Source organism: Candidatus Avedoeria danica (assembly GCA_016703025.1).
Classification (GTDB): domain Bacteria; phylum Chloroflexota; class Anaerolineae; order Epilineales; family Epilineaceae; genus Avedoeria; species Avedoeria danica.
In genome coordinates this window covers 127356-141098 of record JADJCV010000004.1, presented here as the reverse complement: position 1 = coordinate 141098, position 13743 = coordinate 127356, and the positions used below count along the sequence as shown (strand labels likewise).

At 73.1% G+C, this 13743-nt stretch carries 8 protein-coding genes; 1 reads left to right on the top strand and 7 read right to left on the bottom strand.

Annotated elements, in window-relative coordinates:
- Positions 1-10 precede the first annotated feature (10 nt).
- The 3 genes from IPG72_04130 to IPG72_04120 all read right to left on the bottom strand — a co-directional run bounded on the left by IPG72_04130 (position 11) and on the right by IPG72_04120 (position 4735).
- Positions 11-1255, bottom strand: a complete 1245-nt coding sequence (locus tag IPG72_04130; protein MBK6768210.1) for an SGNH/GDSL hydrolase family protein — start codon at positions 1253-1255, stop codon at positions 11-13.
- Positions 1256-1364: 109 nt separating this feature from the next.
- A complete protein-coding gene (locus IPG72_04125) occupies positions 1365-2954 on the bottom strand; it encodes a tetratricopeptide repeat protein (protein ID MBK6768209.1) in 1590 nt (529 codons plus the stop codon).
- Complete coding sequence (locus IPG72_04120) at positions 2951-4735, bottom strand: CRTAC1 family protein (protein ID MBK6768208.1); 1785 nt, start codon at positions 4733-4735, stop codon at positions 2951-2953. Before IPG72_04120 ends, IPG72_04125 begins: the two co-directional genes overlap by 4 nt.
- A 2879-nt stretch (positions 4736-7614) precedes the next feature.
- On the opposite strand from IPG72_04120, the gene IPG72_04115 reads away from it, so the two are divergent.
- A complete protein-coding gene (locus IPG72_04115) occupies positions 7615-9345 on the top strand; it encodes a hypothetical protein (protein ID MBK6768207.1) in 1731 nt (576 codons plus the stop codon).
- A 34-nt stretch (positions 9346-9379) separates the two neighbouring features.
- Here the strand turns inward: IPG72_04115 and IPG72_04110 are convergent, their stop codons facing one another.
- The 4 genes from IPG72_04110 to IPG72_04095 form a co-directional block, all read right to left on the bottom strand.
- Positions 9380-10987, bottom strand: coding sequence for an NAD+ synthase (locus IPG72_04110; protein MBK6768206.1), 1608 nt, complete (start codon positions 10985-10987; stop codon positions 9380-9382).
- Between the two features lie 277 nt (positions 10988-11264).
- Complete coding sequence (locus IPG72_04105; GenBank protein MBK6768205.1) at positions 11265-12398, bottom strand: hypothetical protein; 1134 nt, start codon at positions 12396-12398, stop codon at positions 11265-11267.
- A gap of 94 nt (positions 12399-12492) precedes the next feature.
- Positions 12493-13152 carry a lipoyl(octanoyl) transferase LipB gene (lipB, locus tag IPG72_04100; protein MBK6768204.1) on the bottom strand — a complete coding sequence of 220 codons (660 nt, stop codon included), beginning with the start codon at positions 13150-13152 and terminating at the stop codon, positions 12493-12495.
- A gap of 137 nt (positions 13153-13289) precedes the next feature.
- Positions 13290-13712, bottom strand: coding sequence for a hypothetical protein (locus IPG72_04095; GenBank protein ID MBK6768203.1), 423 nt, complete (start codon positions 13710-13712; stop codon positions 13290-13292).
- Positions 13713-13743: the final 31 nt, after the last annotated feature.

The following is a 13743-nucleotide window of genomic DNA, read 5'->3' as shown; positions in this document are numbered from 1 at the left end:
CCTCGCGTCATCATGGTTCGGGCGGCCCATCGTCGAACACGACGCGTTTGAGTCGCGCGAGCGCCTGGAGCGTGATGAGGTTGCGCTGGTTCACGCCGAACCGCAGCCCAGCGGGCGTGAAGTTCGACGGCCCCCCGCCGAACGTGTTCAGGTGGATCCCGTCGCCGGCCATCCCGGCGTTCACGACGTCCGGCGACCAGAGCGCGCGCCAGAGGTTGATCAGCGGCACCTGGCTCCCCTGCGCCACCCGGACGACGGCCTGGTTGTACCACGTGATCCGCGCGTGCGCGTTCGGCCGGTCGAGGCGCGGCGGGATCGTCGTGAGCAGCGGTACGACGCCCTTGGCCGCAAGCTCGTCGACGATCCGGCGCAGCGTGCTTTCGTAATAGCGGACGTCGATGTCGTTCTGGGCATCGTTCGTTCCGAACAGGATGACGGCCACGCCGGGCTGGATGAGCCTCAGCTCGCACGCCAGCGCGTAATCGTCCGGCGGCGGACACTCGGCGCGCGGCTCCTTGTACGTCCCGAAGACGGCCGCGGCCGTCCAGCCCGAGTTCGCCGCCCAGCTGATGCGCGTGAGGCTGTTCGCCGCGCAGCCGCTCGTCTCGAGCTCGGGCGCCAGCGCGCCGGCGCGGAAGTGGTCGATCACCGGCTGCAGGTCCGCGTACGCGTCAAGCGCCGTCCAGCCGCAACCCGATTGCCCCAGGAAGTACGTGTTGTCGGTCAGGCTGTCGCCGACCTTCATCAGGACGTCGGCCCGCCGCCCCATGCCCTGCCCCGTGCCGACGATGCCCCGCAGCCGGTCCTTCATCGTCTGGTCGATCCCGGGCACGATCGGCACCATGTCCTCGACGGACGGCGTCGGTGAAAGCGTCGGCGACGGCGTGTCCGTCGGCGTGGGCGAGAGCGTCGGCGTCGGCGTATCGGACGGCGTGGGCGAGATCGAGGGCGTCGGGGTGATGGACGGCGTCGCGCTCGGGCCGGCGGGCGTTCCGCCGGATGCGCCGTCGCGGTCGCCCTGCGGCGCGTCGATGCCACCGCCCTCCGACGTCCCGTGCCGCGCCACGACCGTCGCCTCGCCGCCCGTGCCGCCGGAACGGGCGCTCGGCGTCCGCCACAGCCAGGCGCCGAGCGGCACGAGCACGACGAGCACGGCATACGCCACCACGTATGGGTGGCGCCTGCGCCAGGCGGCAGCGATTCTTGGCGGCACGCGCGCACCGGACGGGTGCGGCGGCAGGGAGGAGGGGTCCATCGAGATAAGCCGCTCGGCAGGTGGGGGACGGCGGAACCGCTTTGGGGGCGACGGGCGATGAAGGGGCGATTCTGACACATGCGCGGCGGATCGCCTAAGGCGCAAACGCTCAGGGCGCCGCCGTCGCGCCCGCTCCTGCGGCCCGCGAGCGCTCGAGGAAGCGAGCGAGCGTCGCGTCGCCGCCTTCGAAGATGCGGAACGTGGCGACGCGCTCCTGGGGCGTACCGACCCGCTGGCGGGCATACCGCGCCACCGCCTCGTCCAGCGCCGCATCGACTCCTGGATCGCCCAGCCGGTCGAGCGCCAGCGCCAGGGCGAGCACAAGGTCGCCGTTGTCCACGGACCGCTCGGACGCGGCGCGCAGCTCGTCGCGGGCGCCGGCGAAGTCGCCGAGGGCGTAGTGCAGGTAGCCGAGCCGAAGGGCGATCACGTCGTCCGTCGGGGCCAGCTTGCGCGCCTCGTCGTATGCCCGGATCGCATCGTCGAGCTCGTCGATGTCGACGAGCGCTTGGCCGACCATGTCCCACTCGCGCGCCTGCCACGGTGCGAGCCGTCGCGATCGGTCGAGCGCCGCCTCCGCCGCTTCCACCTCGCCGGCCCGGACGAGTTCCACACCGTACAGGAGGTGCGCCAGCGGCAACTGGCCGTCAAGCGCGACGGCCCGGCGCGCGAACTCGAGCGCCTCGTCATGGGCGCGGCGGTCCATCGCCACCGTCGCCAGCCCGATCAGCGGGCGCGCGTCGCTCGGGTCGCGTGCCGCGGCGCGCTCGAACGCGTCCGCGGCGCCGGCCAGATCGCCTTGCGTGCGGCGCGCCTCACCCAGCACGAGGAAGTTCTGTGATCCGGCACCGGACACCTGGCTCGACTGCTCCGCGAACTGTGCGGCATCGGCATCCGCCGAGAGGGCCTTGTGGCGATCGAGCAGTAGCTGGCCCTCCGCCGTCCGCCCGTCGCGCACCAGCAACTGGCCAAGGTTCAGCGTCGCCTCCAGCGAGCGCGGGTCAAGATCGAGCGCCCGTCGGAACGACTGTTCGGCCTTGGGCGCCTCGCCCTTGCGCGCGTACGCTCGGCCCATCAAGCTGAACACGTCCGCCATGCCGCTTCCCTGGGCCCGCGTCAGCACCTCCAGCGCCCCGTCGTAGTCGCCGCCCTCCATGAGCGCCCGGCCGACGAGCGCCGCGCCGTAGCCGTTCCGGGCATCGACGGCCAGGATGCGCCGCGCGTACGTCAGCGCGTTGGCCGTGTCGCCGTCCTCGTCGTAGCCGCGGGCCAGCGCCGTCAGCGTCGGGACGTGGCGCTCGTCCACCGCCAGCGCGCCAAGGAGCACCGGCACCGCGGCCGCGAAGCCGTCCCGCTGGCCGAGGACGAGGCCGTGCGCCAGCCGAATCTCGACCGCGTTCGGCTCGCGCTCGACCAAGCCGCCCGCCAGCGTCACGGCTTCGTCCAGCTTGCCGGCATCGACCAGTGTGTCGAGCTGGCGAAGCGACTCGAGCGCCGCGGCGCTCGGGGTGGCCGGCTCGCCCCGGACGGCCGGCGTGCCGACGCCGGCGCCGCAGCCGGCGGTCGCGAGGGTGGCGAAGAGAGCGGCCGCGATCCTCACCGCCGCCATCGTGCGCACGGAGCGCGTCCGAGCGGTGGTCCCGGTGGCGGTGGTCGCCGCAAGGCCCTTCGCCCGTCCGCGTTCGGCGGCTGCGCTCATCGTGCCCCGGCCTGCTCGATGCGCGTCACCGCGTCGATGCGCACATCGGCGCCCGCCACCGTCTGGCTGGATCCCTCGGGCCAGCGGACGACGATCTCGTCGACCGCCGCCGCATCGCCAATGCCGACGTGCAGCACGGAACTGCCCTGCCCCTGGTAGCTCCCGCCGGCGGCCAGCTCGGCCACCCAAGCGCGCGTGCCGGCACGAACCGTCGCCCGCGCGCCGATCGCCGGACGGCCGCCGAACCGGCTGCGCAGGTCGAGGGCGACGGCGTGGCCGCGCGGGCTCGCGTCGTTGCGGAGCACGACGGCGTCGCGGTTGTTGTGGGTGACGAGGAGATCGAGGTCGGCGTCGCCGTCGAGGTCGCCCGCAACGGCGGATCGACCGACGCCGGGCACGCCGAACGGGTCACCGGCTTGGGCGGAGACGTCCGTGAAGTGGCCGTCGCCGCCGTTCAGGAAGAGCTGGTCCGTCTGCTCGTACGTCAGCCGCGGGCTCGTCAGCTGGATGTTGTCGATGATGTGGCCGTTCGTGATGAAGAGGTCGAGGTCGCCGTCGTTCTCGGCGTCGAGGAACGTCGTGCCGAAGCCGACGCGCGACTGCGGATCGACGCCGAGCCCGTACACGTCCGTGAGGTCCTCGAACCAGCCGCCGGACCCGTTGTGGTAGAGCGTGCTGCTCTCGACGTCGAGCGTCGTGAGGAAGAGGTCGAGCCGCGCATCGTTGTCGATGTCGCCCACGGCGATCCCCATCCCGGCCTCGGTCTTCCCCTCGGCATCGAACGCCACCCCCTGCTCGACACCGACCTCGGCGAACGTGCCGTCGCCCTTGTTGTGGTACAGGAACTGGCGCGTCGAGTCGTTGGCCACGAACACGTCCATCCACCCGTCGTCGTCGTGGTCGAGCCACATGACGCCCAGGCCCTTGCCCTGCGACGGGTCGTCGTCCGCCACGCCCGCCGAAACCGCAACGTTTTCGAACGTTCCATCGCCGTTGTTGTGGTAGAGCACATCCTGGGCCCCGTTGTAGACGTCCGGATGGCAATACATCGGCGTCTCGGCCGGCCCGCAGCGCTTGTGGTTCGCCAGGCTGTGGTCGACGTAGTTGACGACGAAGATGTCGAGCCAGCCGTCCCGGTCGTAGTCCGCCATCGCGCAGCTCGACGCCCACAACGTGTTCGCCACACCGGCGGCCGTCGTGCCGTCGGTGAACGTCCCGTCGCCGTTGTTCATCAGGAGCGCGTCGGGGCCGAAGTTGGCGACATAGATGTCCACCCAGCCGTCGTTGTGCACGTCGCCGAAGCATGTGCCCATGCCGTAGCCGGTGTTGCCGGCACCGCTCGTGGCCGTGGCGTTCGTGAACCGGCCCGTGCCGTCGTTCAGGAACAGCTCGTTCGGCAGCGGCGTCGCGTCGGCGTAACCCGGCAGCGGCCCGCTCTGGACCAGATAGGCGTCCAGGTCACCATCGTTGTCGACGTCCAGCAGGCCGCCGCCGGCGCCCATCGTCTCGACCATGTACTTCTGGCCGCTGCCGCCGTTGACGTGTCGGAAGTGCAGCCCGGAGGCCGCTTGGACGGCGGTGAAACGCGCCGCGGTCGGCACGTCGGACGCGGCGGCGCCGTCGGCCGAGCCGTCGCTCGCGGCGGGGATCGGCGTCGATCCGAACGGCGACACGCCGCTCGGCGTCGGCACGGCAGCGCCCGGCGCTCCGCCGCACGCAACGGGAGCGAGCGCGGCGGTGAGGATGAGCGCCACGGCGAGCCACCTCGGAAAACGGATCACGGCAGCCTCTTCGAGCCTTCGGCGTCGTCCGCCGGGCGGACGGTGTCGTCGTGCCGCCGGCCTGTCTGGCGGGCGGGGCTGATCATTTTATCATGCGCTCGATCGGGCCGGATCGTCGGCTGCGCGGCGGCGGTGCGGCGGTTTTCACGGGTTGTCCGCGCTGCGTGCCGTGGTATGGTTGCGCACGACATCGCCGCAGCCAAGGAGCAGACGTGCCATGAGCCGCATCCCGCCGTCGAACCCCGCCTGCCGCCTCAGCCCACGCCTCGGCGCCGCGGCCCTCGCCGTCGGCCTCGCCCTGGGTGCCGGCGCCTTCCCCGCCGGGCGGTCCGCCGCCCAAGACCCCTCGGCCGGCGACGTCGTGCTCATCGATGCCGCGGGCGGAACCGCCGAGACCGTCGCCGCACTCGACGACGGTGCCGTGGCGGCCGGCATCGGATCACGGGTGGTCGTCCTCGACGTGACGGACCGCACGGCGCCGCACATCGTCGGCCGCACCGGGCTGTTGCCCGCCTCGCCGCTCGACCTGACGGCCGGCGGCCGAGCGGCGTTCGCAGCGCTCGGCGGGGCGGGCCTGGCCGTCATCGACCTGGATGACCGCACCGCGCCTCAGATTGCGGCGCGCCTGTGCCTCCCTCGCCCCGCGGTCGACGGCGCCCTCGCCATGCGCCCGCCGCGCCCCCGCGCATCCGCGGCAGCCTGCGCCGACGCCGGCAGCCCACCCATCCAGGCGGTCAGCACCGTGGCCGACGGCTTGATCGCGTTCGCCGTCGGCGGCGGCGGACTGCTCGTCGTCGATGCCGCCGATCCATATCGGCCGCGCGACGCCGGCTGGCTGCCGCTGGGCGTCGAGGCGCGGGCCGTGGCGGCGCTGGACGGCACGGTCCTCGTGCTCGGCTCGGTGCCGGCAGGGCCGGACGCCGGCAACAGGCTGATCGTCGTCGACGTGCGGATTTCCGACGAGCCGGCCGTCCGGAGCTGGCTCAAGCTCGGCGGCCCGGCTGGCGCGTTCGTGGATGTGGCGGCGGCCGGGAGCGTGGCCGTGGCCGGCGGCTCGGCGGGTGCGGCCGTGATCGATCTCGCGCGGCTGGACCGTCCCAACGTCGCGGCACGCATCGATCGGATCGTGTCGGCGGTCGATGTGCGGTCGGCCGGCGCCCGGACGCTCGCGGCGCTCGTCACGCCGAACGTGTTGGACGATCCGCAGCCGCGTGCGGTCTTCCACGACATCGACCTGTTCGACGTCTCGACGCTTGCCTCGCCGCGCCGGCTCGGCCGGCACGCGACGGCCACGTTCGTCGGCCCGACCGACATCGTCCTCGGTCCGATCACCTCCGACACGCCGTGGCTCGTGCTGTCGTCCGCGCTCGGCGGCTGCACGGTGCTCGAACATCGCCAGCCCGCCTCGATCACCGCCGTCGGCGAGGTGATGTCCGGCGGCGCGATCCTCGCCACCGCCGTCGGCGGCCATGCGTTCGTCATCGAGGGCGATCCGCGCGGCGCGACCGCCCGACAACGGCTGGCGATCGTCGATGTGGCCACCAGCGCGCCGGTCGGTTCGCTCGCCGGGCTCACGCACGTCCAAGGGATCACCGCCGCCGGCGATCGGCTGTACATCGTCGAAGGCAACGGCGGCGTGCGGATCGTCAGCACAACCGTCATCAGCGCGCCGCAGACGATCGGCTACATCACCGAAGTCCAAACCGGCATGCCGCCCGCGGCCGGGCCGGGGTGGCTCGCGGTCGTCGGCCCGGGCAGCGCCGTGCACGTCATGGACGCCCGCGATCCGGCCCACATCCGGACCGTCAGCGCGTTGTCCCCGTCCACACCCGTGATCGTCGACGTCGCTGCCGTCGGCCACCGGCTGCTCGTGGCCGGCAGCGACCGGCTCTTCACGTTCGACCTGTCCGATCCGATGCAACCTCGTCCGCTCGGCCAGACGCTGTTCGACAGCGAGGACGCCCGGTTCGTCGCACCCCGCCTCGCGGTCGGGGACGGGCGCGCCTGGCTCGTCGACCCGCTGGGCGGCCTCTTCGCGTTCGACACGCGGCCGGACATTCCGCGCCGCATCGCACGCTTCGCGGACGTCACGGGGCTTGACGTCGTGGACGTCGGCGGCAGGGCGATCGTGCGGCTTGCCCGTCTCGACCCGGAGTTCGGCCACATGCCCGGCGACCGCTTGGTCGCGGTGGATGCCCCGCTGGCCGGCGGGGGCGGCATCGTCGGCACGTGGACGGCGCCGGCGGACGCACTGGACGTTGCGGCCGACCCGGTCCACGCCGGCGGCGTCCTCGTGGCGGCCGGCTCGTACGGCCTGACGCGCTGGCAGCGCCGCGCGGACGTTGCGCCGACCGCGGCGCCAACGGAGGCGCCCGCGCGGCCCGCCCCCACCCGCACCGCCCGCACCGCCGCTCCGCCCGACCCCCGCCCGCGCCCACCGCGTCTTCCTGCCGCTCGTCACGAACGGGCTGACCGGGGCGAAGCCCGCCGTGGTGCTCTCCTTGGCCGCAACCCTCGGCGGCGTGGCCGCTTCGGCCGCGGCGGACGTCGATATCGGTTATGTCGCGTCAGGGGCACGGGTGGCGTCGTACCGCTTGCGGGGCAGCGACCGGCGGCGGGGCGAGGGGCCCGAGCCCCTCGGATCGGCCACGGTCGGCGAGCGGATCATCGCCTTGGCGGTCACCCGTGGCCGGCTGGCCGCGCTCGTCGGCCCGCCGCGGGCCCTCGAGCCGGTGGTGACGGATTTCGGGGTGTTCGGCATCACCGCGGGCGGGGGCAGCGACCCGGGCCCGGCAGCACGTGCGATTCCCGCCGGCGACGGGACGGGGCTGCGGCTGCTCGACGTCACCGATCCGTCCCGGCCGCGGCTGGCGGCGCGCGTGGCCGTGCCGCCCGGTGCCATCGACGTCACGGCGGGCAGCAACGACACCGCCGGCTGGTTCGCCGTCGTCGGCTCGACGGACTCGGGCGGGTATCTGGTGACCGTGGATGCGCGCAATGCCGCCGTACCGCAGTCGACGCGGCTCGACCTCGGCGACGTGCGCCCCGTCGGCGTCGCGATCACCGGACGGCGGGCGGTGGTCCAGCTGTCGCGGGCGGATGAATCGGCCGTGCTGCTCGTCCTCCTCGATCGGCCGGATCAACCGGCACCCGGCGGCACCACGGACGGGCTGGCGGTGGCGACCGGGGTCGGGGGCGTCGCCGCGGCCCGCGATCGCGCCTTCGTCCTCACGGCAGGCGGCCTCACCGTGATCGATGTGTCGGGCCGCGACCCACGGTTCGTCGGCGAGACGTCGGTCGGGTTCAACGGCGGCGAGCCGGCGTTCGTGGCGGCCGTCGGCTCGAACGTCTGGGTGGGGTCGCGGCAGGGCGAGGTGCTGCAGATGTTCGTCGTCGAGGACAGCCCGAATGCCTTCAATTTCGACCAACTGCCCTACGTCGACGCCGTCGGCCTCGGCCGCGCGATGGCGGCCGGCAACGGGGTGCTCCTGTTCGCCGGCGGCATGCTCGGCAGCGTCGCGGCCGCCAAGATGCCGCTCTTCGACCCCCTGAACGGCGACTTCACGGAGGGTGAGGGCTCGGTCTTCGAGGGCGTGGTGGCCGGGCTCGGCTTCAGTGCCGCCGTCGCCGCCGGGCCGCCCGGCACCGGCCTGGCCTTCGCCACGACCGTGAACGGGGGCATCGGCCCGGTGCGCACGCGCCCGTCGGACGGCGAGCCGGCGCTCGGCACCGCCTTCGGGTTCAAGGACATCTCGCTGCCGCTACCGCCGACCGACCTGGCGATGCGCGGTGAGATGGGCGTGATCGTCGGAGGGCTCACGCCGCTCCGCACGCTGCAGGTGCTGGGCGAGCTCGTCGCGCCCGTGGCCGAACCGCTCGATGCGAGCACCGGGACGGCGCTGGACGGCCTGCGCGCCAGCCCGACGGCCCGGCGCGTCGTCCTGGCCGACGGGTTCGCATGGGTCGCCGAACGGAACGCGGGCTTCACCGTCTTCGACGTCAGCGATCCGCGCAGCATCCCGATTCGGGCGGGGCGGGTCGAGACGCCCGGCCAGCCGCGCGGCCTGGCGGTGCGCGACGGACGGGTGTACGTGGCCGACGGCACGGCCGGCCTGACGCTGATCAACGCGCGCAACCCGGCGTCGCCGCGCGAAAGCGGCCATCTGTCGACGCCGGGCGTCGTCACCGCGGTGGCGCTCAGCGCGGATGGTCGGACGGCCTTCATCGCCGTCGATTCGATCCACGCCGCGTGGCTGGGCAGCGGCCGCGACCGGGCGGCGGTCTGGGCGGTCGACGTGCAGAACATGGCCGCCCCACGGGTCATCGGCGCGGCCGGCCTCGACATGGGCACCGTCGCCGACATGAAAATCGACGGCAGCCGCCTGTACGTCGTCGGCCAGCGCATCATCGGCGGGCCGCTGGCCGAGCCGCCGGGCGGTACGCTCTCCGCGGCCGTCATCGATGCGACCGATCCGGCGCGGCCGGCGCTGACGGGGCAATGGACGGCGGCGACCGGCTTCCCGTACGTGCCATCCATGCTGAGCGTCGTGGGGCCGCGGGTGGTCGTGGCGCTGGGCGAAGGGGGGTTGGCGGTGTTGGACGTGAGGTAGGGGCGGGATGCCGCCGGCCGAAGGGATCCGCGCGTCACCCGGCCGAATCGACCCCCGTCACCCGCTTCGTGATCGGCATCCGGCGGTCCCGCCCGAAGGCGCGCGCGGTGATCTTGATACCGGGCGGCGCCTGGCGGCGCTTGTACTCGGCGCGGTCGACCCAGCGGGCGATCTGATCCACGACGGTGCGGTCGGCGCCGAGCAGCGCGACGATCTCGTCGACGCTCAGCTCGTCCTCGACGTAGGCGACGAGGATCGGGTCGAGCACGGCGTACGGCGGGAGCGTGTCCTGGTCCGTCTGGTTCGCGCGGAGCTCGGCGGTCGGCGGGCGCTGGATCGAGCGCTCCGGGATGACGGGGGCGGGGCCGAGGGCGTTCCGCCAGCGGGCGAGGTCGTACACGAGCATCTTCAGCACGTCTTTGATCGGCGCGAAGCCGCCGGCGGTGTCGCCGTAGAGCGTGGAGTAGCCGACGCTCGTCTCGCTCTTGTTGCCCGTCGCGAGGACCATCCAGCCGAACTTGTTCGACAGGGCCATCAGGACGTTCCCGCGGATCCGCGACTGGATGTTCTCCTCGGTCGTGTCCGGCGCGCGGCCCGCGAACGTGGGTGCGAGCATGTCGAGGTAGCTCTGGAACGCATCGTCGATGCCGATCGTCAGGAACTCGATTCCCTGCCGCTCGCAGAGATCCCTGGCGTCGCCGAGGCTCTCGGGCGCCGAGTAGCGTGTCGGCATCCCGACGCAGACGACGGCGGCAGGACCGAGCGCGTCCGCGGCCAGCGTGGCCACGAGCGCCGAGTCGATGCCGCCGGACAGGCCGAGGACGACGCGCTGGAAGCCGTTCTTGTGGACGTAGTCCCGCGTGCCGAGCTTGAGCGCCGCCCAGACCTCCGCCAGATCGACGAGCGGCGGCGGGCCGGGGTCCGCGGGCGTGCGGAGCGGCACGGACGGCGGGGGCGGTGTGGATGGTGTGGGCGGCGTGGACGACAAGCGGGGCGACGGCGGTGTGGCGTCGCGCTCGGCGGCGTTGTCGACCTGAACCTTGTGAACTTCGTCGAGCACGATCTCCGCAGGCACATCCGCGCCACCGCCGCCGCGCCAGGCGCCGCGCCCGCCCGCGCCGCGCAACGCGCCGAAGCGGACCTTGCGGTTTCGCGGGTCGAGCAGGCGCTCGCGGAAGACCTCCTCGAGGTTCAGATCGACGACGAACATGTCCGGCGCAAACGACGCGCCGCGGGCCAGGATGTCACCGGTCGGGCCGACGACGAGGCTGTTGCCGTCGAACAGGAGCTCGTCCTGGCCGCCGACGAGGTTGCAGTAGACCAGGAACGCCGTGTTGTCGGCGGCGCGCGTGCGCAGCATCCGCTCGCGCATGCGGTGCTTGTCCTGCACGAACGGCGAGGCCGAGATGTTCACGAGCAGCGCGGCGCCCGATCGCGCCTGAAGCTCGGGCGGGCCGATGGGGTACCAGATGTCCTCGCAGATGCTGACCCCGAAGCGCGCATCGCCGCGGCGGTAGACCGGCGCGCGGTCGCCGCCCTTGAAGTAGCGCTCTTCGTCGAACACGCCGTAGTTCGGCAGGTAGGCCTTGTGGTAGACGTCGACGAGACGTCCGTCATGCAGCACGGCGGCGGCGTTGAACAGATCGCCCCCGCGCGGTCCGCGAAGCCGACGATGGCGGTCAGGCCGGCCGTGTGGCGCGCGATCGCCGCCACCGCCGCCTCGTTGGCCGCGACGAACGACGGCCGGAGCAGGAGGTCCTCGGGCGGGTAGCCGCACACCGCCAGCTCCGGGAAGACGGCGATGTCGGCGCCGGCCGCCCGCGCCTGGGCGAGCCCGTCGACGATGGCCGCCGTGTTCGCGGCGATGTCGCCGACACGTACGTTCAGCTGGGCGACGGCGACGCGGAGCGTGGTCGGGCTCATCGGGCGTCCGCGGCCGGAGGGGCGGCGTCCCGCGTGAGCTCGGCCAGCCAACGCCGCTCGAGTTGCGTCAGAGAGTCGCCCGTCGCTGCGGCGTAGTCCGGCACGGTGCGCTCCGCGGTTTCGCCGTTGCCGGCGTCAACGGCAATCGTCGTCTTGGGCATCGCCAGGACGGTCTCGATGCCGTAGCGCGCGATGAGCCAGTCGACGAACGCCGAGCGGACGTTGTAGACGCGGTCGCGTCGGGCGATGCACGCCTCGCCAGACGGCGGCACGAGACCGTTGGGGTCGGCCACCGAGACGTAGTCGCCGGAGGAGAGGTACGTCCGCGCCGCCGCGTCCCAGCTGTCGAATCCCTGCCAGGCCAGCGCGTAGGCGCCCGCCCCCCAGTTGGCGATCCCCTCGGTCAGCACGCCGTCGCCGACGAACGCGCCGTCCATCGTCAGGTGGTGCGTGATCTCGTGGGCCAGCACGGCGCGGATCTGGACGTCGAGCGTGTCGGCGTCGATGAAGACCATGATGAGCGGCGCCGTGCGTTCGGCGTCCGGCGGCGCGGCAAGGCCGCGGGCCGGGCACGCGGCCTCGTAGCGCTTGGCGAAGACGATCGCCGTCGGGACCGTCGGCAGATCGCGCCCCAGCCGATCGCCGACGTAATCGAGGATCGACTCGAGGCGCGGCGCCCAGCGTTGGGCGGCGGCCACCAGGACGGCGTCGTCCGGCTCCGCGGCATACACCAGGAAGCTGGCCGTCGTCGTCACGGGCGTCCAGCCGACGAGCGTCGGGATGGTCGGCCAATCGACGGCCAGCTGGCTGACGCCGTCCGTGCCGCGGCCCGGCGTGGCATCCGTCGCGGACGCGCTGGCGGTCGTCCGCGGTGTGGCAGGAGAGGTGGAGACCGTGGGGGCGATGCCCGTCGCGGCGGCGACCTCAGTGGTGGGAACGACGTCGGTCGCCGATGGGACCACAGCGGCGACAGCGCTCGTCGGTCCCGGTGCGACCGTCCCGGTTGCAGCCGGCGCGCCGCCGAACCCGACCATCGCCCCGCCGACGACGGTGACGAGCGCCAGCCAGGCGAGGAGCGCGAGGCCGGTGCACAGTGCGGCGATGGCGGCGAGAAATCGGGCGATCGACATGGCAATGGACCTCGTGATCACGTGGAACAACCGACCCACACTGGCAATCGATTCACAGTGGATCGATTCACAATGGTAGGGGCACGGCATGCCCCTACGACGACAACACTTCCAACGCCCCATCCAACGTCGCGTCGAACACCTCGGCAAACGCCGCCAGGAACGCCGGCCGAACTTCGTCGATCGACACCGGCCGGCCAAGGAGGCCGGCCATCGAAACCGTCGTCACGCCGGTCAGGCCGCACGGGACGATCCAATCGAAGTGCCCAAGGTCCGGGTCGACGTTCAAGGCGATGCCATGATACGTGATCCAACGCTCGATCCGCACGCCGAGCGCCGCGATCTTGCCCCACCGATCGCCCGTTCCCTCGAGCGGCACCCAGACGCCCGTGTCGGCGCCGGCCCTTGCCTCGGCGGAGATCCCGAACGCGGCCAGCGCCCGGACGACGACGTCGAGGAGCGACAGGCTGTACCACCGGACGTCCGTCCGGAAGCCGTGCAGATCGAGGATCGGATAGGCCACCAGCTGGCCCGGCCCGTGGTACGTCACGTCCCCGCCGCGTTCGATCGCCACGACGTCGATGCCGGCGGCGGCGAGGTCGGCGGCCGGGCGCAGGATGTGGTCGCCGCCGCCGCGACGGCCGAGCGTCAGGACTGGATCGTGCTCGACGAGGAGCAGCTCGTCCATGCCCCCGCCGACCTTGCGCGCCTCGACGCGCGCGTGCTGCAGGTCCCAGACCGGGCGATAGGCCATCCGGCCGACGTCGACGACGCGCACCCGGCGCGGCGGCACGGCGGGCGGAAGCGGGCGGGGTGCGAGCGGCGAACGGGCGGGCGAGCCGGCGTTGGCAGAAGGCAACGGCTCAGGCGCCGCGGACGCAGGCGCATCGCTCACGGCAGGAGGGCCTTCCGATGGGCCACCGGCAGCCAGAGGCGGCGGCTCGTCGGCGTCGGCGGGGCAGGCGATGTCGCGGGCGGGGAATCGTCCGTGGGCTCGAGCGTCGGCGACGGGCGGGCGGTGTAGGTGGCGAGCACGGTTGCGGTGTCCGTCGGCGTGGGCGTCGGCGTGGCGGTCGGGGTCACCGAAGCCGTCGGCGTGGGCGTCGGGCTCGGGCCGGGCGTCGGCGGGATCTCGGGCGTCGGTATGCCCGGCGGGAGCGTCGGGATGTCGAGCGTGGCGGCGGACGACGGGAGCGGGGGCGGGTCCTGGGCAGTCCGCGGGGCGCCGCGCGTCGTCGCGAGGGCAACCGCGAGCGCCGACGCCAGCCCGACCAGCACGGTCAACGCGACGATCGGCATCGCATCGACGATCACGCCGGCAACCCGCGGCCGCCCCGATGACGGA